Annotated in this window: 23 protein-coding genes, 1 tRNA gene, 1 rRNA gene, 1 pseudogene and 1 riboswitch; of the genes and pseudogenes, 16 read left to right on the top strand and 10 right to left on the bottom strand. The window is 46.0% G+C overall.

What is annotated here, in order from left to right; genetic code table 11:
- Window positions 1-46 precede the first annotated feature (46 nt).
- The 6 genes and pseudogenes from rrf to serS all read left to right on the top strand — a co-directional run bounded on the left by rrf (window position 47) and on the right by serS (window position 6363).
- Window positions 47-163: ribosomal RNA gene (gene rrf, locus gpAD87_RS23990) — 5S ribosomal RNA — on the top strand.
- A 354-nt stretch (window positions 164-517) separates the two neighbouring features.
- On the top strand, window positions 518-1975 hold the full coding sequence (gene guaB / locus gpAD87_RS23985) for an IMP dehydrogenase (protein WP_024628817.1): 1458 nt from the start codon (window positions 518-520) through the stop codon (window positions 1973-1975).
- 431 nt (window positions 1976-2406) lie between these two features.
- Window positions 2407-3795, top strand: a complete 1389-nt coding sequence (locus gpAD87_RS23980) for a D-alanyl-D-alanine carboxypeptidase family protein (RefSeq protein WP_064641375.1) — start codon at window positions 2407-2409, stop codon at window positions 3793-3795.
- A 294-nt stretch (window positions 3796-4089) separates the two neighbouring features.
- A pseudogene (locus tag gpAD87_RS31965) lies at window positions 4090-4167 on the top strand (hypothetical protein); the annotation flags it as partial.
- Window positions 4168-4224: 57 nt separating this feature from the next.
- Window positions 4225-4815, top strand: coding sequence for a pyridoxal 5'-phosphate synthase glutaminase subunit PdxT (gene pdxT, locus gpAD87_RS23975; RefSeq protein ID WP_064641373.1), 591 nt, complete (start codon window positions 4225-4227; stop codon window positions 4813-4815).
- Window positions 4816-5079: 264 nt separating this feature from the next.
- The gene (gene serS / locus gpAD87_RS23970) at window positions 5080-6363 is read left to right on the top strand and encodes a serine--tRNA ligase (protein WP_064641372.1); all 1284 of its coding nucleotides are present in this window, start codon (window positions 5080-5082) and stop codon (window positions 6361-6363) included.
- A 151-nt stretch (window positions 6364-6514) separates the two neighbouring features.
- Here the strand turns inward: serS and gpAD87_RS33025 are convergent, their stop codons facing one another.
- The 3 genes from gpAD87_RS33025 to gpAD87_RS31950 form a co-directional block, all read right to left on the bottom strand.
- Complete coding sequence (locus gpAD87_RS33025) at window positions 6515-7006, bottom strand: S-layer homology domain-containing protein (protein WP_442950747.1); 492 nt, start codon at window positions 7004-7006, stop codon at window positions 6515-6517.
- Window positions 7007-7692: 686 nt separating this feature from the next.
- Window positions 7693-8151 (bottom strand): hypothetical protein, encoded by a 459-nt coding sequence (locus tag gpAD87_RS33020; RefSeq protein WP_442950746.1) that lies wholly within the window; start codon window positions 8149-8151, stop codon window positions 7693-7695.
- A gap of 250 nt (window positions 8152-8401) precedes the next feature.
- Complete coding sequence (locus tag gpAD87_RS31950; protein ID WP_064641369.1) at window positions 8402-10432, bottom strand: YheC/YheD family protein; 2031 nt, start codon at window positions 10430-10432, stop codon at window positions 8402-8404.
- A gap of 224 nt (window positions 10433-10656) precedes the next feature.
- Here gpAD87_RS31950 and gpAD87_RS23955 point away from each other — a divergent pair.
- The 5 genes from gpAD87_RS23955 (at window position 10657) to gpAD87_RS23940 (ending at window position 13018) form a co-directional block, all read left to right on the top strand.
- Window positions 10657-10745 (top strand) — tRNA-Ser (locus tag gpAD87_RS23955).
- A gap of 193 nt (window positions 10746-10938) precedes the next feature.
- On the top strand, window positions 10939-11280 hold the full coding sequence (locus gpAD87_RS23950; protein WP_064641367.1) for a hypothetical protein: 342 nt from the start codon (window positions 10939-10941) through the stop codon (window positions 11278-11280).
- Between the two features lie 25 nt (window positions 11281-11305).
- Complete coding sequence (locus gpAD87_RS32300; protein WP_162842467.1) at window positions 11306-11482, top strand: hypothetical protein; 177 nt, start codon at window positions 11306-11308, stop codon at window positions 11480-11482.
- 22 nt (window positions 11483-11504) lie between these two features.
- Window positions 11505-11657, top strand: coding sequence for a small acid-soluble spore protein P (locus gpAD87_RS23945; protein WP_063567623.1), 153 nt, complete (start codon window positions 11505-11507; stop codon window positions 11655-11657).
- A gap of 266 nt (window positions 11658-11923) precedes the next feature.
- Window positions 11924-13018: a hypothetical protein gene (locus gpAD87_RS23940; protein WP_063567624.1), complete on the top strand. Its 1095-nt coding sequence runs from the start codon at window positions 11924-11926 to the stop codon at window positions 13016-13018.
- Between the two features lie 83 nt (window positions 13019-13101).
- Here gpAD87_RS23940 and gpAD87_RS23935 read toward each other — a convergent pair whose 3' ends face one another.
- Together gpAD87_RS23935 and tadA are read right to left on the bottom strand one after the other, a co-directional pair.
- Window positions 13102-13671 (bottom strand): GNAT family N-acetyltransferase, encoded by a 570-nt coding sequence (locus tag gpAD87_RS23935; protein ID WP_063567625.1) that lies wholly within the window; start codon window positions 13669-13671, stop codon window positions 13102-13104.
- A 34-nt stretch (window positions 13672-13705) separates the two neighbouring features.
- Window positions 13706-14206 (bottom strand): tRNA adenosine(34) deaminase TadA, encoded by a 501-nt coding sequence (gene tadA, locus gpAD87_RS23930; protein ID WP_064641365.1) that lies wholly within the window; start codon window positions 14204-14206, stop codon window positions 13706-13708.
- Between the two features lie 335 nt (window positions 14207-14541).
- On the opposite strand from tadA, the gene gpAD87_RS23925 reads away from it, so the two are divergent.
- Complete coding sequence (locus tag gpAD87_RS23925) at window positions 14542-16881, top strand: PAS domain S-box protein (RefSeq protein ID WP_064641363.1); 2340 nt, start codon at window positions 14542-14544, stop codon at window positions 16879-16881.
- Window positions 16882-16899: 18 nt separating this feature from the next.
- Window positions 16900-17601 carry a 23S rRNA pseudouridine(2604) synthase RluF gene (gene rluF / locus gpAD87_RS23920; RefSeq protein ID WP_063567628.1) on the top strand — a complete coding sequence of 234 codons (702 nt, stop codon included), beginning with the start codon at window positions 16900-16902 and terminating at the stop codon, window positions 17599-17601.
- A gap of 138 nt (window positions 17602-17739) precedes the next feature.
- On the opposite strand, the gene motB is transcribed toward rluF, so the two are convergent.
- Window positions 17740-18558: a flagellar motor protein MotB gene (motB, locus tag gpAD87_RS23915; RefSeq protein WP_063567629.1), complete on the bottom strand. Its 819-nt coding sequence runs from the start codon at window positions 18556-18558 to the stop codon at window positions 17740-17742.
- On the bottom strand, window positions 18545-19345 hold the full coding sequence (motA, locus tag gpAD87_RS23910) for a flagellar motor stator protein MotA (RefSeq protein WP_024628803.1): 801 nt from the start codon (window positions 19343-19345) through the stop codon (window positions 18545-18547). The genes motB and motA overlap by 14 nt, the downstream gene beginning before the upstream one ends.
- A 234-nt stretch (window positions 19346-19579) precedes the next feature.
- On the opposite strand from motA, the gene gpAD87_RS23905 reads away from it, so the two are divergent.
- From gpAD87_RS23905 to rbsK, 3 genes are all read left to right on the top strand, one after another.
- The gene (locus gpAD87_RS23905; protein ID WP_064641361.1) at window positions 19580-19873 is read left to right on the top strand and encodes a hypothetical protein; all 294 of its coding nucleotides are present in this window, start codon (window positions 19580-19582) and stop codon (window positions 19871-19873) included.
- 251 nt (window positions 19874-20124) lie between these two features.
- Complete coding sequence (locus tag gpAD87_RS23900) at window positions 20125-20421, top strand: 4a-hydroxytetrahydrobiopterin dehydratase (RefSeq protein ID WP_064641360.1); 297 nt, start codon at window positions 20125-20127, stop codon at window positions 20419-20421.
- A 30-nt stretch (window positions 20422-20451) separates the two neighbouring features.
- Window positions 20452-21453: a ribokinase gene (rbsK, locus tag gpAD87_RS23895; protein WP_231952822.1), complete on the top strand. Its 1002-nt coding sequence runs from the start codon at window positions 20452-20454 to the stop codon at window positions 21451-21453.
- 326 nt (window positions 21454-21779) lie between these two features.
- Here rbsK and gpAD87_RS23890 read toward each other — a convergent pair whose 3' ends face one another.
- The 3 genes from gpAD87_RS23890 to gpAD87_RS23880 all read right to left on the bottom strand — a co-directional run bounded on the left by gpAD87_RS23890 (window position 21780) and on the right by gpAD87_RS23880 (window position 23660).
- Window positions 21780-22139, bottom strand: a complete 360-nt coding sequence (locus gpAD87_RS23890; RefSeq protein WP_063567633.1) for a c-type cytochrome — start codon at window positions 22137-22139, stop codon at window positions 21780-21782.
- 153 nt (window positions 22140-22292) lie between these two features.
- The gene (locus tag gpAD87_RS23885; RefSeq protein WP_064641356.1) at window positions 22293-22784 is read right to left on the bottom strand and encodes a GNAT family N-acetyltransferase; all 492 of its coding nucleotides are present in this window, start codon (window positions 22782-22784) and stop codon (window positions 22293-22295) included.
- Between the two features lie 405 nt (window positions 22785-23189).
- Complete coding sequence (locus gpAD87_RS23880) at window positions 23190-23660, bottom strand: C40 family peptidase (protein WP_063567635.1); 471 nt, start codon at window positions 23658-23660, stop codon at window positions 23190-23192.
- Window positions 23661-23663: 3 nt separating this feature from the next.
- A riboswitch (cyclic di-AMP (ydaO/yuaA leader) is annotated at window positions 23664-23801 on the bottom strand.
- Window positions 23802-23972 lie beyond the last annotated feature (171 nt).

The following is a 23972-nucleotide window of genomic DNA, read 5'->3' as shown; positions in this document are numbered from 1 at the left end:
ATCTAGTTTTCAGAGAATGATCTCTGAATGTAAGCTAAGCTATGCGTTTGGTGGCGATGGCGGAGGGGTTCCACACGTACCCATCCCGAACACGACCGTTAAGCCCTCTAGCGCCGATGGTACTTGGACCGCAGGGTCCTGGGAGAGTAGGACGCCGCCAAGCAAAGAACCACTGCCGATGTTATTCGGTGGTGGTTTTTATTTGTTTATAAGCAAAAATTAGCATTAACTATTAGTTTAGAAATAGTACACTAAATCACTTAACATAGATAAACGCCACTCGTTATGAGTGGCGTTTCATATATATAAAATGAACCTGTCCGTATGACAAATACAGTTGTATGCATCAGGCAATACACCTAATATAACCAGGGAGTTTCCCTTGACAGTCTAAATAACGCTTTGCTAAGATGGCAATAATAAATTTTTCAGAAAACGTATTTTCGGCATGAAATACAGCCTGAGATCTTCGGGTTTTGGACCGTAAAGCTGAGCAAACATAAGGAGGAACGCCCGCGTGTGGGAAGATAAATTTGGTAAGGAAGGTTTCACCTTCGACGATGTACTGCTGGTGCCCCGGAAATCCGAGACACTGCCTAAAGAAGTGGACGTATCTGTTCGTTTGAGTGACAGCGTTAAACTGAATATTCCTTTGATTAGTGCTGGTATGGATACTGTTACGGAAGCGACATTGGCTATTGCCATTGCCCGTGAAGGCGGTATTGGTATCATCCATAAAAATATGTCTGTTGAGCAGCAAGCGGAGGAAGTGGATCGGGTTAAGCGCTCGGAGAGTGGTGTTATTACCAACCCGTTCTCATTGACAGCGGAACATCTGGTTTCTGATGCAGAATCGGTTATGGCAAAATATCGCATTTCCGGTGTACCGATTGTTGAAGGAGATCAAAAGCTTGTTGGTATCCTGACAAACCGTGACTTGCGTTTCATCCACGACTTCTCCATTAAAATCAGCGAAGTCATGACTCGTGAGAATTTGGTTACTGCGCCTGTAGGTACTACACTGCAAGAAGCAGAAGGCATTCTCCAGAAGCATAAAATCGAGAAACTTCCATTAGTAGATGAGTCCAACACACTGAAAGGTCTCATTACTATTAAAGATATCGAAAAAGCAATTCAATTCCCTAACGCAGCTAAAGATGCACAAGGACGTTTGCTGGTTGGAGCAGCGATCGGGATTTCCAAAGATACCTTTGAACGTGCTGATGCATTGGTTCAAGCCGGTGTGGACCTGATTACGGTAGACTCGGCACATGGACATCACATTAACATCATTGATGCGGTTCGTCAGCTGCGCGAACGTTTCCCGAACCTGACCATTGTTGCAGGTAACGTTGCTACAGGCGATGCAACCCGTGAATTGATCGAAGCTGGGGCGTCGGTTGTCAAAGTGGGAATTGGTCCAGGTTCCATCTGTACAACTCGTGTAATTGCTGGTATTGGCGTTCCTCAAGTTACAGCAGTATACGATTGTGCAAATGTAGCACGTGAATATGGCGTACCAATCATTGCTGATGGTGGTATCAAGTACTCTGGTGAGATTACTAAGGCTCTTGCTGCAGGTGCTCATGCAGTTATGCTGGGAAGCTTGTTTGCAGGTACGGCAGAAAGCCCGGGAGAAACGGAAATCTTCCAAGGACGTAGCTACAAAGTTTACCGCGGCATGGGTTCAATGGCTGCGATGAAACAAGGAAGTAAAGATCGTTACTTCCAGGATGATGACAAGAAACTGGTTCCGGAAGGAATTGAGGGACGTGTTGCTTACAAAGGTCCATTGTCTGATACGATTCATCAGTTGATTGGTGGTCTACGCTCAGGTATGGGATACTGTGGTACAAGCAGTTTGGAACAGCTTCGTAACAACACTCAGTTTATACGTATTACAGGTGCGGGGCTTCGTGAAAGCCATCCGCATGATGTACAGATTACGAAAGAAGCCCCTAACTACTCGTTGTAATCTGAATTGTGTTAATCATTTCCAGGACAGGCTTGGCGATTTTCGCCGGGCCTGTCTTTTTTTGCGGATACCCCTGTGATAGAATAGAACAAGCGGTAATGATCCTTTAATGGATTAGGGCATTGCGGCGGTTTTTTGACGTGAGTCTATGAAACTGCTTCTGACAATGAATTTTGAGTGATTGAAAAAGGTTGAAGGTAGCCCAGCGAAAAAAGAAGCGCGGACGTCCTTTTACATAAGCATTTCATTTAATGCTAACTAAGTGACAATCGATTCGAACTTTAGGAGCAATGACATTGCTCTTTCGATACAGCGCATATACGACACACCTCACACATCATCTTCACTTGTTAGGGACTAAGAAAATATTGCAGCTCAAGCTGTACTGAAGCACACAATAGAAAGCTTCGGACCGAAGGGAGTATTCATCATTGAAAGCCAAACAAATGAATAAGAAAAAACGTCAAATGCTCAAAAAAAGCGTAGCCTCGGTTATGCTGATTAATATGCTCTGCATGTCTGCGGTAATGCCTGTTATGGCTGCTGCAAACGATTCAGGGCAGGTGTTGACCGCGGCAGCTACAACAACGAAGACAGAAAAAGCTGTGGACATTCCTTCGGCAGACTCACTGGGACTCGATGTTAAATCAGCCATACTGATGGAGGCTTCAACGGGCCAGATTCTACTCAATGTGAATGCGGATAAAGCTATGCCGCCTGCTAGTATGACTAAAATGATGACCGAGTACATTGTGGCTGAACAGGTTAAACAGGGAAAGTTTAGTTGGGATGATGTTGTTACAATCAAAAAGAACGCTGCAGAAAGTACTGGCTCACGCATTTTTCTCGCAGAAGGTGATCAGCATACTATTAAGGAACTATATATCGCCATGGCTGTAGGATCAGCCAATGATGCTACAGTGGCCTTGGCTGAGCACATCGCTGGTTCCGAACAAGCTTTTGTCAAAATGATGAATGATGAAGCGAAGCGTATGGGAATGAAAGATAGCTATTTCATCAACTCGACAGGTTTGGATCGGGCAGATATGCCTGCAGATTTCCGTCCAGCTGAGGACAAAGAAATCGTTATGTCGGCACGAGATGCAGCCATTTTGTGCAGATATATCATTATGGATCACCCGGACTACACAGATTTCACAACGATTCAATCCTACAAGTTCCGACCGAATGATAAAGATCCAATTATTAACTATAACTGGATGCTGGAAGCGAATAAAAATATAACCAACTTCAAAAGCTATGCCTATGAAGGTCTGGACGGGATGAAAACGGGACATACCACGAACGCAGGCAATAACTTTACAGGCACTGCTGAACGCAATGGCATGCGTCTGATCAGTGTTGTTATGGGGACCGATTCGGAGCCAGCGCGTTTCAGAGAAACGAAGAAAGTACTGGACTTCGGATTCAACAATTTTGAAGTGAAACAGGCGGTTGCTGCTAAAACTAAAGTCACAGGCTGGGAAGCTGTACCTTTGAAAAAAGGGAAGGAAACAACAGTACCTGTTGTGACGGATAATGCAGTAAGTTTCGTTGTACCTAAAGGTACTCAAAACCTGGACGTGACATTTAAAGCGAATGTAACTGAAGCTGATAAGCTGGTTGCTCCAATTAAGGCCGGAACCAAGGTTGGGACGGTTACTTATACGTACAAAGCTGAAGGAATTGAGCCACAAGAGAAGACAGTGAACCTCATCACCGCAGAAGAAGCCGAAAAAGGCGGTTGGTTCCGTCTCTTCTTCCGTGCAGTGAAAGATTTCTTCGTTGATCTGTTTGATGGCATCAAAAACCTGTTCTAATAGATAAGGTGAAAGAAGACGGGATAATATGACATTTCAATATAGTGTCGTTAGACCATTGACAAAATACAAGTAATTCCGACCGGATGGATTGTATATTTACAATTTTTCCGGTAAAATATCAAGTTAGAATTCTACGTATAAATCAGTTTAAAAGTCTATTGTTCTTCTAACTGACAATGCATATTTCACATCCTGTTTATGGACAAGAACAACACATCCATTATGGTAGGGTTGGGGTATGGAAACGGGAATAGCTCGCGTTAAAAGAGGGGCCAAAGCGCGGATCGGACATTATGTGGCGCCAAGGACTTGGGTGAAGCGTTGCGCCGGATTGGCGAAGGTGCTTCCATGATCGGTACCAATTCCAAACTTGCACCTTCCGGGCCCATGCAGGATCGCGGCTGGTAAGAGAAAGGTGGATTTTAAATGAAGATCGGCGTTTTAGCGCTTCAAGGGGCAGTCACCGAGCACATTCGTAGTATTGAACGGGCCGGAGCAGAAGGATTGGCGATTAAACAGGTTCAGCAACTTCAGGAGCTGGATGGGTTGATTCTTCCTGGCGGTGAGAGTACCACGATTGGCAAACTGATGCGCAAATATGGTTTCATGGAGGCCATTCGGGCATTCGCTGCTGAGGGTAAACCGGTATTCGGCACCTGTGCTGGTTTGATTGTTATGGCCAAACATATTGAAGGACAAGAGGAAGCTCATCTGGAGCTAATGGATATGACCGTTTCGAGAAATGCATTTGGACGGCAGAGGGAAAGCTTCGAAACGGATCTCCCGGTAAAAGGCATTGAGGAGACGGTAAGAGCTGTGTTTATCCGGGCACCTCTAATTGAGAGTGTGGGGGAAGAGGTAGAAGTTCTCTCCACTTACAAGGATGAGATTGTTACTGCCCGCCAGGGGCATCTGCTGGCTTGCTCCTATCACCCTGAGCTGACAGATGATTATCGACTGCATGCTTACTTTGTGGACATGGCTAGGTCGTATAAACAGCCTGTACAGAACCAATAGTGATTGATATACAACCTATGACTGCCGGTGAACCGGATCAGTCCTCCAGAGGCTCACAAGGCTTGCTGGCAAGGTGCTGTCTGGTCAGATGCCTGATGTTGCCCGTATCTGCTTTCAAAGCGGGAATCGCAGCGTAGGGCAGCACCGGAGGCCATAGGTTGTTTTTTACCATTAAGAAATGATGAAGATATAAGCCTGCAAAGTTTTGACAGGAGTTAATATGGAAGATTTATACTTTGTGGTGTTATTTAGGAGGGGTATTTAGTGCTTGATGTGAAAATATTGCGGAATGAGTACGCACGTGTTGAAGAAGCGTTGACGAAACGTGGAAAATCGCTGGATCTAATTGCCGGGTTTACGGACATGGATGCCAAGCGTCGTGAGTTGCTGCAAGAGAGTGAAAACCTGAAAAGTCGCCGGAATACGGTATCCGGAGAAGTTGCCAAGCTTAAAAAGAGTGGCGAAAATGCAGACGAATTGATCCTTGAGATGCGCGAGGTCTCCGATCGAATTAAAGCAATGGATGAAGAAGTGCGTGAGTTGGAAGTGAAGATCAACGATCTGACTATGGCAATCCCGAACATCCCTAACGAGAGTGTACCTGTTGGTGCGTCCGAAGATGATAATGTGGAGATTCGTCGTTGGGAAGAGCCAAAGACCTTTACATTTACACCAAAAGCACACTGGGAAATCGCACAGGACCTCGACATCCTTGATTTTGAAGCGGCTGCCAAAGTAACAGGCTCCCGTTTTACCTTTTATAAAGGACTGGGTGCACGTTTGGAACGTGCTTTGATCAACTTTATGATGGATCTGCACAGCGATCAGCATGGCTATGAAGAGATTCTGCCTCCATACATCGTTAACCGTGACAGCTTGTTTGGAACTGGCCAACTGCCGAAATTCGAGGAAGACCTGTTTAAGCTGAAAGACACCGAGTATTATTTGATCCCTACCGCTGAAGTTCCGGTAACGAACTATCATCGCGAAGAGATTTTGAATGCTGACCAGTTGCCTAAACACTTTGTAGCATACAGCTCATGTTTCCGATCCGAAGCAGGTTCTGCTGGACGGGATACACGTGGCTTGATTCGTCAGCATCAGTTCAATAAAGTTGAGTTGTTGAAACTGTCTTCTCCTGAGACCTCTTATGAGGAATTGGAGAACATGACACAAAATGCGGAACGTGTGCTTCAATTATTGGGGCTGCCTTACCGTGTTCTGACATTGTGTACAGCAGATATGGGCTTCACGTCTGCCAAAACATATGACATTGAGGTTTGGTTGCCGGAAAGCAATACGTATCGTGAAATCTCGTCTTGCTCCAACTGTGAAGACTTCCAAGCACGTCGAGCTAATATCCGTTTCCGTAGAGAGCCAAAAGCGAAACCGGAATTTGTCCATACGTTAAATGGTTCAGGACTGGCAGTGGGGCGTACAGTAGCTGCTATTCTGGAGAACTACCAACAAGAAGATGGAACAGTGGTTATTCCTGAAGCACTTCGTCCTTACATGGGTGGAGTCAGCGTGATTGCCCGTCGTTCCTAAGATGTCCAACTAAATGAATGAAATAAAAAACCGTCTCCTGACAAATGGAATTTTTGAACGTTCCATTTTCACAGGGCGACGGTTTTTTGTGGTTTATTGTTTATGAAAACGATACGTTAGCCATGATTATCACCTAAGCAAAAGCGTAATATTAGTTCACATACTCAATGGAGCGCAGTGTACGCACCAAGATCATAAGTGCTTCGTCTGTGGTTACTGCTTTTTTAGGTTCGAAGGTGGTCCCGAATGTATCTTGAAGCAAATTGAGCGAAGTCAGAGCCTGGACTTGGGCTGTGGCCCAAGGAGAGATAGAGTCTTGGTCCAGATAGGATATCACAGCTGAGCTATTAGCGACAGAAACTCCTCCTGCATACTGAATTGCCCGATAAACCATGCTTGCTAGCTCTTCCCGCGTGACCTGGCGATCGGCACGGAATGTTCCATCAGCATAGCCTTTAACAAGTCCAAGGTGTGCAGCGGTTGCCGCATACGATTGTTTCTCAGTCACATCCCGGAAAGAGGTATTCTTAGATGCGATTCCATTTGCCCCTAAGGCAGAAACTAATAATTGGGCGACCTCTCCGCGTGTGATGGGTTCATCGGTCTTGAATTGGTTCAAAGCAAGCAATTGTTTATTCTGCATGTATTGGATGCTGTTTATCGACGAATCATTGTCTGAAGTATCTATCTGTTCATTTGAAGCAATATCATAAGTGCTGTATTGCATGTCTCGTATTCTTACCTCCCATTGCCCTTTATTTTGGACGAAATAGGCTGGCACGTAGGAATATGTCCGCGTTTCTTCATTGAACCCGAGTACGGTTGCTGTTTGTGGGTCAAGATCTGTAGTACCAAGGTGGATGACACGAGTCACATTTTTTAATTCTTCTTGATCCAGCTTGAGCTTTTGTTCGCCAGCCACCCATTGTACATTGAAACGTAAAGGCGGTACCAACATTTTTAGGCCAGCCGGTAGTGATTGTTTTAGGTCAGACAACTCATCGTTGGACAGGACATCAATGTTGATCTGGAGATCAAGCTGTTCTGTTGGCACATGCAGTAGAGATGCTGCGCGTTGAATATTTAATTTGTTTAAAGCTAACGTCATTTTGGACTGATTGCTGAACAGAGTGAATGAAGAAACTTTTTCCTGCGAGCGCAGGAAAGAAAGAACTTCCTTCGGCAGTGTCATTTGAATGTGCGAAGCGTTTGGCAGTATAGTTACAGACAAATCATCCAGATGATCAAGAGTAGATAACTTACGTACAACACTCGAATCCATGGATACGGAAACCGTGCCATTCTCCAGTTTCCCATGTATCCATTGGTTTATGCTATTCTCCGCAGAACCCGTAGATGCTGAAGAATCAACAATTGAGTTGCTAACTGTGTTGGAGTTGGCAGTTTGTGAGGATGAGCTGCTGCTCTCAGGTGTGCTTCCTCCAGTCTGTGGTGGCTCACCGCCGCCAGACTCAGGCTCACCGCCGCCAGACTCAGGCTCACCGCCGCCGGACTCAGGCTCACCGCCGCCGGACTCGGGCTCACCGCCGCCGGACTCGGGCTCACCGCCGCCGGACTCGGGCTCACCGCCGCCAGACTCGGGCTCACCGCCGCCAGACTCGGGCTCACCGCCGCCGGACTCGGGCTCACCGCCGCCGGACTCGGGCTCACCGCCGCCAGACTCGGGCTCACCGCCGCCAGACTCGGGCTCACCGCCGCCAGACTCGGGCTCACCGCCGCCAGACTCGAGCTCACCGCCGCCAGATTCAGGCTCGCTGCTCCCCTCATCATCTCCATCAGGATCTGCTGACGCTTTCTCCATCCCGAAGAAATGCTGAAAATAGCTAATCGAATCTCCTTTGTATACGTCGTCAGCTTTATAATCAATCGCGTTACCCGCCAGTACGTGTGTCATTAGCCCTGCAGCCAATACGGTTGTCTTAACGGCACGTTTTCTAGCGTTTCCGGTTTTAAGCATTTGCTGATGAACATTCTTTCTTTTCTTTTCCATCTTCTTCGCTCCTTATTAAATGTAGAACTACCGCAAAGAAAGAGCAAAAGGAATCATATGTTGCGCGACTTCAAACTCCCTATGCGTAGAACCGATTTTGTTCATATTGACTTCAAAAATCCAAATCTCACCCGACGAATCAATGCCTACATCAATGCCCAACTCGCAGATTCGCTCCTTCACATGGTCAGCAATATGATTAGCCGTCATTATCGCCATCTGTTCCAGTCTTGTCAGCATGAATTCTTCTTTTTGAGGAAACTCATGCCTAGACAGCCAGTTCCATGTCGTAAATGCACGGAGTGAACCAGCGTGGTTAACAACCTTATGCTCGCTTTGAGTAGAGAGAAATGGAAATGCGGAAATGAAAGACCATCTCCCGCTTCCGTTCCGGACCAGATGCAGTCTTATATGAAAGGGAAGTCCGTTCCGGGTTTCGCTTCGAATAAACTTTTGAATAATAAACCCCTTTTTGGCCGCAAGCATGAAGATCAGTTGCCGGAACTCCTCATCATTCATTATGTGAACATGCTCGTGAGCCTTTACGGCGAAGCCTTCCTGTTCACGCTGAACAACGATGATTCCGTTGCCGAACGAGCCTATAGATGGCTTGATGAGGGAAGTCCCGTAAGTATCAATGAAAGCCAAAATCTCTTGAACGCTCTCAACTGCAGCATAGGGGATTAGATGGGAGGCAAGCTTTGCATTGTCCTCAAGCATTTCATAACTTTTTTTCTTGCAAAAGGAACCTCCGTCTCGTTCATCGGTGAAAGGCACATGTCTTAAAGCCTCGTACACATAGCTGTAATTTGCATTACCACGTGCTTTCAATCGGTCATAGACCACATCGGGGAATGGACAATACCGTGCCTCCCACTCTCCGTCCTCCAGGACATATCCTTTGATATAGCGCAGTTCTGCATGAACATCGTGTGGAGCAAAATAATAAAACGCTGCATCATTCCATTTTGCTGAGTACGCACAGGCGGCCGCGAGTTGCTTATCACTGGGGTCATTGGTCAGCATGGCAATAACGGGATGGGGCGCTATTTGCCCGGCTTTGGCTACATATTGTGCATATTCAATCGCTCGTGCCGCTCGTGCCTGCTCATGAAACCGCGTTTGGGGGCTTATGTTGGCCTCTAGGAACAGTATTTGGCCTGCCGAAGTCACAATAAAGTCCATGCCAAGCTCATCAATAAGAAAGGAATACGAACGGTTAATTGCCTCTGCCATACGAATAGCAAGCCGCTTCATTTCACTTCTGAGCTGGTCGGCCTGAACCGGAAATAAACGATAGAGCATATCAGCCGCGCCCTCAATGTGACCACCTTTACTTATATTACTGATGATGGAATCCGTAATCCCAGTGCGGGCATACATGTTGGTCAGGGCCCATCGTCCCGTTCCGTCACGCTGAATATGTATTCGAAAATCAACAACTTCTCCCATCTCAGTAAGGCATGGAAGGTAGGGCTGAATAATATAGGAGCCTTGAGCGAGCTTTTCCTGCAAAAGTTCCTGTAAACCAGAATAATCAAGCCAGATTGCTTCACTCTGCTGACGCCATATATAGCGATCGTTTATCTTTGATACTGTGAAAATGGAATTGCCACGGCGCCCTTGATCAGGTTTAACTAAAACTTCTTCATGAACATCCAAAAAAGCAAGAAATTGATCCAGATCCTGCAAGCGCTCCGTTGAAATGAGGTGATCTTTGAAGAGGGGGTCCAGCTTCTTCTGAATGTCGTATTTTCCGTGGATCAGATATGTTGTAAAGGGAACCCTGCGGCGTAGCCAATTCTCACATTCCGGCCTGTTATTAACAGGATCAGGGGCCTCATTAAGCACCACGTCAGGGAGTGGCACATCCCTTTGCACCCATGCGTTTCCCTCCTGGAAGGTACCATAAATCAATTCCTGTTCCATATCGATGCTGCTGGCATCAAAAAAGAAAACATTTGCGCCCTTTTTTATTCCCTCCGAAATCAACTCACTGATTCGCTCCTCAGGCAATGTGTTCAAAGGGTCATTTTTACGATACACACCTATAAACAAGCAACCACCCCATAATGAAAAAGTCTAAATTCGATTATACAGAGCAGGGCTGAACCGATTCTGAACAACCATATCAATCGTCAGGTAGCAATGTTTACCGGTAGTTAGTAGGTGGAATTTCCCTTTTTGATGTATCGAACAATAAATCTTATAAAAAGGTTGCTTTCTGTCATACAATTATGGTATGATCTATTTCGTGGCAAGTTTATAAAAGTTAATGTCCTGGAGAGGTACCGAAGCGGTCATAACGGGGCGGTCTTGAAAACCGTTAGGGGGCAACTCCACGTGGGTTCGAATCCCACCCTCTCCGCCATACTACAATTATGATAAGGGTTCGAGCGATAAGCTCGAGTCCTTTTTTGCATTTATTTGTACATTTAGCGCAGCCGCATACATGCTGTATTTATAAAGAATTTTTACGACAAGAAATCAGTTTGTTTCAATATCTGTGTGATGCATAAAAACATCCGAATCGCCGCACTTTATATAAGAGTGGAGGTGGTTAGATGAACCGCGAATTAAACATAGATCAGACGGAGCTTGTAGGTGCTTGGCAGGAAAGATTGCCTGAGGTCCTAAATGTCGGAGATCGCGCTCAGGTTATGGCTGACGAGGCTGATCAACAGGCTATTCGAATTCACATCGCAACAGCGGGACACCAGATGTACTCTTTTGATTTCAAGTGTGCCTATGTGGATTCTCGTGAAGTCAGTGTGCAGCTAATTGATGTGGAGCGCGATGGAAGGACGACGGATGAGCGTACAGAACCCATTCAGGAATTGGCTCAGGATTACACGCGTCATATTCATGAATGTGCCCAGTCGTTGCAACCCAAAACCAGACATTAGGCAGACGTCAAAGGAGTGGTAATACGTGAGCAAAGCCAAAGCTGGAACAGATAAAAACCTGCAAAATGTAGTCGCAGATCTGGATCAGACACCTGTGAATAGTCACCATGCCCAGCAAATTCAACAGGACTCGAATGACCGTCGGCATCAGGATTCCATAAATCATGATAAAACGGAAGATATGGACCCATCCCATTCCTAATCCAATGAAGAGGGGGAACAACATGAGTAAACCCAAAACAACACCTGTGCCTGAAGCTCAGGCTAATGTGCAGCACCGAAAACCTGAAAAGCATTCTTCCATGCAGGAACCCTTGTCCGGCTCCAAAAAAGTGAAAAACCAGAATCATGTAGATCATCACAATCCTCAAGGCTAAGTTAAAGGAAGATTCATTCCTTTCTTTAGCACATATTAATGCATAACTATAACCTATAACTCCGGTTAACAAACCGGGGTTTTTGCGTGTTCATACATGATTTAGAGGAGCACACCATTGATATCTAAAGCTTACATAGGTCTTTGTAGCCAATTTAGAGAGTAAAGCTCACAAATTTCCCAAATCGTGTTTCCGTTTCAGAATAAATGGTATATCATTGATATTGAATTATTTTTTTTGGGGTTATCACGAGAGGAGAGAAACAAATGACTAAACGTATGGGGGCGCTTCTTCTTACGTTGCTGTTAACCGTATCCATGGCACTGACAGCATGTAGCAGCAAGCAAGAACCAAAAGAGGCATTGAAGACGGCGGCAGCCAATGCTTCCAAACTGACTTCGTATGAGATGAGTTCTAACTTCACTATTAATGAATTGAGCTATAAAGCTGCAGACGAGTCACAACAGGATCCAACGATGTCTCAGTTTATGAGCATGCTGAAGGATGCTCAGTTGAATGTAACTGGCGTATACCAAAGCGAGCCAATGCAGACCGAAATGACGGTAGGTATTGAGCTTAAAGGCGATATGGGTATGACATTTACCATTCCGATGGTTATGACCGCTGAGAAGTTATATGTTAAGGTACCAAGTATTCCGTTCTTCCCGATTCCGGAAACGGTTGTTGGTAAATTCCTGGAGCTGGATCTGAAAGAACTGGCTGAGCAAGAAGGAACGGAATGGAATCCAGATGCTATGGATGCAGCGAAAACACAAAAGCTGAGCAATGAAGTTATGGATGCGGTTCTGAGCGAGTACGATCAGGATAAATTCTTTAAAAACCTGGATGTGAAGGATGCACAGCTTCCTGAAGGTTTGGATGCCAAGCAAGTTGTTCAATTTTCGGTCAACAATGACAATGTGAAAGAAGCTGTTACTGTCCTGGTAACCAAAGCATTGCCAAAAGTACTGGATATCATCTCTAAAGAAGAGTATCGTGACATGTTGCAAATGAGTCAGGAAGATATCGACAAAGCTAAAGAGGATCTGAAAATTACTGAAGCAGATCAAGCTGAAATGGCTAAAGATCTGGACCAGTTGAAAGATACACTGACCATTAACCAGTTCCACATTGATTTTGCTTTGGACAAAAAAGATTTCCCGGTATATCAAAAGTTGGTTGCTGATCTGTTGATTAAACAACCTGATACCAAGGATGAAGTTAAACTTGCTTTCACTGGTTCGAACACTTACACCAAAATTAACGAGAAGCCAGCATTCAAAATCAATATTCCTACTGGCGAAGACGTCATTACAATGGATCAGTTTGAAGAACTAATGAACGCATCTTACGGATACTAAGTTCTCAGTTTCATGTTAAAGCAAAGAGCCGCTCGACCTTAGGGTTGAGCGGCTCTTTGTATGTTGTTACATGGTATATTCAATTACTGTAAAGATTCACCCAAGTCCTCGGCCAGAACAGCGTAGATCTGATGATCCTGATACTCTCCGTTAATCTTGAGATATTTACGAGCAATGCCCTCAGCCTGAAAGCCGTTCTTCTCCAGAACACGTTTGGAACCCGTATTGGACAACAGAATGGCTGCCTGAACACGATTTAACTTCAGGGCACGGAAGGCGTAGGAGACAGCGAGTTTTACGGCTGCGGTCATTCGTCCTCCTCCTTGGTAATCTGGATGGATGAAGTATCCCATGTCTGCATAATTGGCAACGCCCTGAACGACATTGTTCAAGCTAACCTGACCAATCAGAATACCATCGTCGATTGTAAAAATTCCGAATTGATAACCTGTTCCTTCTTCGGCCGCCTGTATTCTATCCTGAATGCGTCTGGTTTGCGCCTGCAGCGTATAGAATTCATCATCCCGGATAGGCTCTACAGCTTGGTAGGGATGACGTGTAATTTGAATAAGAGCAAGATACGCCTCTGTATCTTGTGGAGTAAGTAAACGGAGACTTATTCCTTTTGGTGTGTCGTATAGTGTAAGCGGCATGGAATGCACTTCCTTTCCAGATGGGTGTAAGATTCTATTTTTTGCGTAAACGCCGGAAAAACTGAGTCAGCATGGTGGAGCATTCTGGTTGCAAGATGTCAGCTACTACTTCGGTTCGATGATTAAAACGAGGTTCCTGCAGTAGATTCATCAGCGTTCCTGCGCATCCGGCCTTGGGGTCTGCGGTACCATATATGACTCGAGGCACTCTGGACTGCACAATGGCACCTGCACACATGGGACAGGGCTCCAGGGTGACGTACAGACTGCAATCCAGCAGGCGCCATGCACCGATGGCTTCACTGGCCTGCCGGATGGCTACCATCTCCGCATGTGCTGTGGAATCAAGTGTCGTTTCACGTAGGTTATATCCACGACCAATAATGCGATTATGTTGAACAATTACAGCCCCGATCGGTACTTCCCCGAGTGCTTCTGCTTTGTACGCTTCAGCAATGGCTTCACGCATCCAGTGCTCGTGCTGAGCCTCCTCCGAGAGATGCGTAAGATCAGGTTGGAGAACGTCATCCTTCATTAAAATGTAAAACTCCTTCCAAAGAGCATTTTGTGCGGCGAACAAACATTCGTTTGTTAACATGTTGTGTATAAGTCTGTGGATAACCAACGAGTTGCTCACATAGTTATGAACATACTATCCACATGCCTGTGGATTTGTGTATAAGTTTTAGTGGTTATTCCCATTGTAGGCATGAAAAAGACAAAATACAATTGATTTCGCGTTTTTCAGCCAAGCGGTAACTTTTGGACAAGGGTCAATTATCCTTTTCAAATAGACATACAACAGTTATGATGGATATAGGTTTTGCCATATATCGCCAGAGGGTACAAGCCGAGAGGTGAACGAAAAAGTTGTCTATTAAAACGAAATTATCCATGATTATGTCGTGCTCAGTGCTCGTCATTTTGGTTTTAAATATAGCACTGAGTTATTATACTACAGAAGAGAATCTACGGCAGGACAGCGAAACTAAGATGGTGCTTACGGCCAAACAGATTGCAATCGCTGTCGAACAGAGTCAGTCCAGTTCAGAATATGTAAAACGACAAATTGGGAACAATCTATGGCTGGCCTCTGTAATGGCAGCGGAAGAACTGGACCCGAATATTAATAATATCACAAATGAAGACCTGGTTCGCATGAGCGAGAAAGTCGGTGTCTCCCACATTTCATTGATGGAGCAAACGGCTGATGATATTGTGGTTACCCGGTCTTCCGATCCAAAGGAGATTGGATTGTCTACCAAATCCATGACGTACTGGTATCAGGCATTTAAACAGCTGTTCGAAAACCATCAGGTTACGATTTCACAGGGACAGAAATTGGACCATTTTTGGTCGGATGGATTCGAATACTCTACATCCAATCCGTCAGATGTTGATATCTGGGGTTACTATCATGATGGGAAGAGGAATTACATAATCAATCCCTTCTATAATAATGCCGCTGTTGACGACTATGTGAAGATCTCTGGTCCAGACGAGATTTTGAATAAGATTCGTGAAGTGAATTCATCGATTCTGGAGATTACAGGTATCAATCCATTGACCTTCGGTAGCTCGAGCATGAGCAATGACGGAAGGGATACGAACCACAACAAGTTGAATAACAGGCCTATTCGTTTCGGTACATATCAATATGGTGCCGCAGAAGAGGATCACAAGGCGGTTGTACGGGCAATTCGTACTGGGCAGAATGTATCTTTTGTGAGTGAAACTCATGAACAGAAGGTGCTCAAAAGTTTCATTCCGATATTTACCCCCAATGAATCATCTTATGTAATTAGTATTGTCATGGACTATAAGCAAATATCCTCCATGGTATCGGAACAACTGGTTAGCCATGCCTCGATTTCGCTTGTGTTGCTGGAGATTGTGATCTTTGGTAGCTATTTGCTTGCGGGATACATTACGCGTCCAATTCAATCTATTCTGGGCAAAGTGAATGATGTGGCTGATGGCCATTTTGATTTCCGTCTAAAAGTGAGAAGGAAAGACGAACTGGGCCAATTAGCGAATCGCATTAATGCGATGATTCGTAATTTGGGCCATTATACGAATCGTCTGAAACAGATGTATGAAGAAAATCGTGCGGTAAAAGAGCATTTGGAATCGATCATTAACCAAACGGCAGATGCGATTCATATTACGGATCTGGATGGAAATGTACTGCGGGTAAACCGTGCCTTTGAGCAGTTGTATGGCTGGCGCAGTCGTGAAGTTGAAGGACGCAAATTGAAAATTATCCCTCCTGGTACTGAAGAGGAGATGGAAGAGCAGCATGCCCAGTTGATTGAGGGCATGTCAATTACGTCTAATGAAACGACATGGATGAAGAAGGATGGTAGCCGTGTCGAAGTCAGCGTGAGTACAGCACCAGTCCGGGATGAAGCAGGAGAGATTACAGCACTGATCAGCGTATCAAGAGATATTACCAGCCGTAATCGTATGGAGGAGCTGCTCAGACGTTCCGAGAAACTGACGACGGTTGGTCAGCTGGCAGCCGGGGTTGCGCATGAGATTCGTAATCCGCTTACGACCTTGCGTGGGTTTCTTCAGCTCCAACAAGAGACGAACAAGCTCAATCATCGTCACCTGGATTTGATGCTGTCAGAGTTGGATCGAATTAATCTCATTGTGGGTGAGTTTCTGATACTGGCCAAACCACAAGCGGTTCATTTTCAAGAACGGGATATTCGCTTCATTCTGGGAGATGTTATATCATTGCTGGATAGTCAGGCGCATCTGCATGGTGTGGAATTTGTATTGAATGCTTCATCGGATTCAGCTATGGTACACTGTGAAGAGAACCAGTTGAAGCAGGTCTTCATTAACTTGCTGAAGAACGGCATGGAGGCCATGCCAGACGGAGGTAATATTCGAATTAAACTCAATCATGACGAAGAGAATAGTCGGGTTCGGATTGAAATTAAGGATGAAGGCACTGGAATTCCAGAAGAACTGATGCCTAAGCTGGGGGAACCATTCTTCACAAGCAAGGAATCGGGAACAGGGCTTGGCCTGATGGTCAGCCAGCGCATTATTCAATCACATAAGGGCATGATGGATATCAAAAGCGTCATGAACAAGGGAACGACCGTCATTATCGATCTGCCTGCCTCCCAACAGCAAACGGAGAGTATAGAGGAAGAGCATAAGACGGACAATGAACCTACAGACGAAGAGAACTAGATGAGGTGAGATTACCTTTTGCGTATTAATAAATTTATCAGTGAAACAGGTTTTTGTTCCCGTCGGGAAGCCGACAGATTGGTGGAAAGCGGGAAAGTAACGATTAATGGAGTGACGGCAGAGCTGGGCAGTCAAGCAGAAGATGGCGATGATGTACGAATTAATGGTCAACCTATTAAGGAAAAACGGAAACACGTATATATTGCGCTTAATAAACCTATCGGAATAACGAGTACAACCGAACAGCACATTCAAGGGAATATCGTTGATTTTGTAGGACACAAAGAGCGCATCTTCCCAATTGGTCGCCTGGATAAGGATTCGGAAGGTTTGATTCTGATGACCAATGACGGTGATATCGTCAATCGAATTCTAAGGGCAGAAGGACGCCATGAGAAAGAATATATTGTCACCGTGGATCGTGCGGTAACGCCGAGTTTCTTAAGAGGCATGAGCACAGGAGTCAAGATCCTTGGCGAAATGACGCTGCCTTGTACGGTGACTCGTATATCAGAGCGGGTGTTCCGCATTATTCTGACAGAGGGAAAAAACCGTCAAATTCGCCGGATGTGCAGTGCATTTGGCTATGAGGTTCGGAAGTTGAAGCGGATTCGTATTATGAACATTCATCTCGGTGAACAGGCCACAGGGACCTGGAGAGAACTGACACCCGCAGAGAAGTCGGAATTAAGCAGTTTGCTAGATTATAATATGGAATAAATGATGATTGTCCAAGGCGCTGCTTCCCCTCAAGGGAAGCAGCGCTTTTTCATATCAGTGGATAGAAAAAAGTCACTCCCCTGGTATAAAGGAGAGTGACATAAGCTTAAGCATTAGTTTGCTATAACGAACGATTCTTTAGTTACCTTGTCCGACTGCTTTCACGGCCGTGTTGTTACTCTGATATTTCCGGATAATCGAAACTTCTACCCGGCGGTTTTGAGCTCGTCCAGCATCCGTTTGGTTGCTAGCGACTGGGTGATACTCTCCATAACCGCTAGGTGTGAACTTCGAAGGGTCCAGCGCCTCATTCAATAACAGAATTTTGAGGAAATTCAGTGCTCGATCGGCACTCAAATCCCAGTTATCCTTATATTGGCTGTTCGAAATGGGAACATTATCAGTATGGCCAGACACAACGACTTCATATTCCGGGAACTCCTGCAGCATGCTCGAGATGGCTTTGGCCAGCGAGCGTGACTCGGGTTTAACATCAGCCCGGCCTGAGGAGAACAGGGCGTTATCACTGATCGTGATTTTGAGCTCAGACTGATTCAGCTTGGTATTCAGCTGATCGGAAAGCCCATTTTTCTGAATATATTGATCAAGCTGTTTCTTGAGTTTCTCCAGATCTTCCTGTTCTTTCTGAGCCATCTGCGCATCCGTAATCTGAGCCGCTGTCTTCTTGGTGATTTCTTCAGGCTGCTGTTTGTTCTTGCCCAAATCTGTAGTAGATTCTGTAGGGTTCATGGAGGTATGATCCAGTACACCCGAACCACCATTCAATGCGCTGCTCAGTGCGGAAGCCATCTGTTCAAACTTCGTTGCATCTATAGAGCTCATAGAGAATAATGTGATAAACAGAGCGAGCAGCAACGTCATTAAGTCGGAGTAGGGAAGCAACCAACTCTCGTCTATATGTTCTTCATGCGGTTCGTGTTTTTTAGCCTTTTTCACCTGATGAACCCTCCTTCTCTTCCAACTGTCTACGTTCGGAAGGTGTCAGGAATACAGATAATTTTTGATTAATGGCAATGGTGGATACACCAGATTGTATGGATAACAAGCCTTCAACCATCATCAGCTTGATTTCCATCTCTTTTTTGGACATCCGCTTCAGTTTATTGGACATTGGATGCCACAACACGTAACCACTAAAGATACCGAGAAGTGTCGCGATAAACGCCGCTGCAATCGCATGCGAGAGCTTTTCCATATCACTGAGATCGGCAAGCGCTGCGATGAGACCTACAACGGCCCCGAGTACCCCGAGCGTTGGTGCATACATCCCCGCTTGGGCGAAGATCAAGGCACCGCCACGATGGCGCTCTTCTGTAGCATGAATATCTTCCATGAGTACATCACTTACAAATTCCTGATCATTGCCGTCAATAATCATACGCATACCGCCGCGCAGGAACTGATCATCAATATCTTCGACTTTCGATTCAAGTGCAAGCAAACCTTCACGACGGGTGGTGGAAGCCCAGTCCATAAATGTGCCGATTAGAGAAACACGGTCAATCAGTTGTTGCTTTTTGAACAGTACCCCGAATAGCTTGGGGATTTTTTTAACTTCAGACATGGGAAATGCCATGAAAATAGTTGCTGCCGTACCAACAAAAATAATAACGTAGGCTGCTGGGTTGTTAACCAGGTTGATAAGGGGCGCACCCTTGAGGAACATACCCACTACAAGTGAAACCAGCCCTAAAACTAGTCCGATAATCGTTGAAATTTCCATCATACACCTCATCCATGAGATAAAATTGAATCCTTTCAAGCGGCTTTATTCGGGCTTCCGGACGAACGTTACACCGCAATCCGTTTAATGTTAGGCATCCTTTAGGGTTGCAGAAACAGTTAAAACGGTCATGTATAGTATTTATCGACCAGATGGCCTTTTTTTTTAAGGGTTATTTTCAGGTATAATAAGATCAAATCTGCTCCTTAGGGGCTAAATAGGAGTGAAAAGCCAATGGGCGTAAAGCATGGACGAGATTATGAAGGAATATTGACAGATTTGACAGAGGCTATAGGACGAATACCGGACCGCTATGTTTTCTTTGAGATGGATGAGGAAGAATGGACACGCCTTGGTGTAACAGAGCAACTTGAAGTAGATGAGGCGCTCGCTGAAGATCTGTTCTATGCACTGGGTGAGGAGTCGATCATTCCGGTAGGAAGTGGAGTGGTCATTCATGACAAGGATCAGCACCGAATTCATATCTTAATTGGGGAAGAAGAGCTGACTTTTGTACCGCTCATTTAGTATGCTCCCATAAGATATTTGGCATAGAAACCTGAGTTGGAGAATCTCCCTAAAGCCTTATGGTTAGTGGATCTAGCGCCATTTGTACTATTGGAATTTGAGGCTTGTCCGTGGTAAGATGATAGTCATGAAACGGGCGAACCGCAGGGCGGCACCTATGCGTTTGGGTTGCTATGGGTAGCACCAAAGGTTTCGGTGGCAGTATGGACAGTTGTCTATGATGAGCCATCATATGGGGAGGAAGATAACGTATGGTTTTTACGCAAGAGGAAGTCGAAGCTCATCTGGGAAGGCTGGAAGGCTGGGAACTGGAAGAGGGACGATGGATTGTCCGCAAGTTCGTATTTTCCAACTACATGAAAGGGATTGCATTTGTGGATGAGGTCGCAGCGATTTCGGAAGCATTCAATCATCATCCTTTCATTACAATTGACTATACAACGGTCACACTGCGTCTCACGTCATGGGATGAAGGTGGCATCACATCTGTAGATATTAAAGAAGCACAACAATATAATGAGGCTTTTGAGAAAATGAGGTCGGAATAACCTGGATCGGTTATTATCGCACTACCGGAAATGAGTGAAACATACATGTCAGACGATAATCAGAACAAACCTCTTATTGCTGTCGTAGGCAGCCTTAATATGGATCTGGTGGTGAAGACGAACATCATTCCTGAGGAAGGCGAGACGGTGAGCGGGGAGGAACTGCACTATTTGGCCGGGGGCAAAGGCGCCAATCAGGCGGTTGCTGCTGCACGACTGGGTGGACAGACAACGATGATTGGTGCGGTAGGTTCGGATGGTTTTGGTGAACGCCTGCTGCACAGTCTAACGGAAAGTGGGGCGGATGCCTCGCAGGTTCGCATTCTGGATGATACCGTTACAGGTACGGCCTCCATCTGGCTCTCCAAAGGAGATAACCGGATTATTGTTATTCCCGGAGCGAATGGGCAGGTTGTGCCTGCGATGCTGGAAGAGGCTGATACGGTAAAAAGCCTGACTGCAGCCGCAGCGGTGCTGCTGCAGCTTGAGATCCCGCTGCCTGCGGTCACCCGCGCCGCCCAACTGGCGGCTGAAGGCAGCGCATTGGTGGTGCTCAACCCGGCGCCTGCGGTGCCGGGTCTGCCCCAGGAGCTGCTGCGGTGCGTCGACGTTGTCACGCCGAACCGCAGCGAGCTCGCCGTGCTCACCGGCCGGGATGATCTCCGGCCGGAAGACGTGGATGCAGCGGTCGCAGAGCTCGCCGCATCCCTCGGGGCCGCTGTCGTCACGACGCTCGGCCCCGAGGGGGCTGTGTACGCGGCAGCGCCTAGCGGCCGCGTTCAGGCAGAGCGTGCCGGCGCGTGCCGTGCGCCCGGCTACGCCGTAAGCGCCGTCGACACGACCGGCGCTGGCGATTGCTTCAACGGCGCGCTGGCAGTAGCCCTCGCGCGCGGAGAGACGCTGGACGCGGCGGTAAGCTTCGCCATGGGCGCAGCCGCGTTGTCCGTGACGAAGCTCGGCGCCCAGTCCGGGATGCCGTCCGCACGTGAAGTGCAGGCTTTCCTTGCTGAGCAGAAGGAAAAGAGCCAGTAATCTATACATGCTTTAGCTGAATCAGAGGCCGGCGGGCAGGATACGCTAATTGCATCTAGATAGCGCCATAGCATTATGGTTGTTTTCATCGGAGCATCCCTGAAATGAACAAGAGGCTCTTACTTCCCAGCACGGGAGCGTAAGAGCCTCTTCTCTGTATGACCATGGATAAATCCAGCAACCCTGTAATACCAATAAGGGTTGACTACGTTGTGCGTCTAGCGTCAGCGTGGTTTAAAGCATGCGTAAAGAGCAGGAGGTGACTGAAGCCACCACACTCTCTATACCTGCAACCTGCCACAACTGATTGCCTTGAACGTCTTGGATTACTTCTTCTCCGCCAACCACATCGCAATATTCGCGATTTCTTCATCCTTCAGCTTGTCTTTGAACGAAGGCATACCGCCGCTTTTACCTTTGACGATGGTCGTATAAATCTTCTCCACATCGTCCTGGCTGCCAATCTTCTGCAGACTAGGGCCCATGCCCCCTTGAAGCTGATCACCGTGGCAGGTAATACAGTTTGCTTTGACCAGTGCCTCAGCCTGTCCTGCATCCATTGTAACTTGCGGCATCGTCGGTTTTGCTTCTTCTGCAACTTCCTCTTTCCCTGGAAGCGTAAACATTAGTACAATAGCTAAAGCGCACGCTGCAAAAAATACCCCGCTCATGATCCATTTGTGCATCCCTTATGTCCCCTCCAGAATGAAAGATCATCTAACTTGAAACTATCCATATCATTATAACGGAACCTGTAGTGACATCATAGCATTTTGTGGTAATTTTTTGAACTAATCACATAACCGGGGACTTTTTGGGGTGATTTTAAGCCCTAGTTATTAGCGTGGACCTTCATAGACCATACAGTAAAAAGGTTTCAAACCACTCGGTGTCTGTCGTTCGTATGTATCCTGCGTAACAAATCCGGCTTTGAGATAGACACGAATAGCCCGGTCATTCCAGGTCAGAACTTCCAGATCAATTTCGTTTGTAGGGTTCCGGCGAATGGCTTCCTGCACAATGGCCGAGACAAAAGCCGTTCCTTGACCATGACCACATCGATCGGGGTGCATGCCAAGTCCGATGCGGGTTACACCTTCAAGAGGGAAGTATTGAGCAAAACCGCAAATCTGCTGATCCTCTCCCAGCACCACCGCATATTGTTCTTTCCGTAGCTGGGGATCGCCGAATTCCACTTCAAGTGCTTTCATCTGCTCCCAGGGCAGCCAGCTATAAATATTATAAGGCGGGTCATACTGCCAATCGCAGATTAGTTCCGCGTGTTCTTCTTGCATGGGCACAACGTGAAACGTCACAGGGGCTTCATCCATACAACTGCACGCTCCTCTCATTGTGAACAAGCTATAATGATTTTGATTTGTCCATATACATATACATATACATATGTCATTCCATATCTAAGCTTGTTTTCACTCTACAAAAGAGGCGTTCATTTGGCAAGTCCTCGTTTTTGAAAAAAAGTGAAACAAAAGTTCCGGTAATTTCGTTTATATTATAGTGGGATGGGTAAAAACATTATAAGAGCACGGACGAAGCAATGAAAAATAGCTTTAAAAAAAGTTGAAATTAGGTTTGATAGCTATCCCGAATATATTAAGGAAACGAAGCACAAAAAAACCGCCGGATAACATTCCTGCGGAGAATGTACCAGACGGTTCTATTATGCTTCGTTACAGTAAAGTTATAGTTACAGCATGACGTTGCTCGGCTTGTCCCTATTCAATGGCCAATGTCTCATATGCGTCCGTGCTCATAATGCGTTTAGCGCCAACATAGCGGTTGGCCCAATAGCTTTCGCTTAATTCGCTAATTGTAACTCCTTTGGAAGAAGAGGAGTGTGCAAACTTTCCATTCCCTACAAAGATCCCTACGTGTGAGACCCCTTTGCCCGTTGTATTGAAGAATACCAGATCACCTGGTCTCATTTCCATCCGGGATACCGAATCACCCATGTCGAATTGTGAACTCGATTGGCGAGCCAGATCAATGCCCAGCTTGTCGAATACATAACTTGTGAATCCAGAGCAGTCAAAGCCGTTAAGCGTTGTTCCTCCGCTTTTGTATGTAGTCCCCATTGCTGAATCAATAACTTGGTCCATTTTCGAATCTGCGAATGCGCTGCCTGCTCCAAGCGATAATGCGAATGTGAGGCTGAGTACAGCTGCGGTTAATTTCTTCTTAAACAAGAGATATACCCCTTCCAATGCCTGCGAGGTTAGCTTAAGGATTCGGTTGAAGGTCCCCTATGATCCCTCTGTTGCAAGATCAATTCACCCATAACTGGTTCCCCCGCTTCCCAGGTGCTAGGAATTTGGCTATGCTAGTTATGCACCTGCGAAATCAAGAAATGACGATTAAATTTTAAGTAGTTACAAATATGAAGGTAAAGATTACAAAGTTGTTACTAAAAACTCACTGCGATTATTGTAACAGAGGTATATCACTTTGGCAACGTTTAACAACAAAATTAACAAAAAAAACCTCGACCTTTGACGGGG

The sequence above is a fragment of the Paenibacillus sp. AD87 genome (assembly GCF_001659845.1).
In the GTDB taxonomy this organism is placed as follows: Bacteria; Bacillota; Bacilli; order Paenibacillales; family Paenibacillaceae; genus Paenibacillus; species Paenibacillus marchantiae.
Note: the sequence above shows the minus strand (reverse complement) of the source record. Positions and strands in the feature narration are given on the sequence as shown.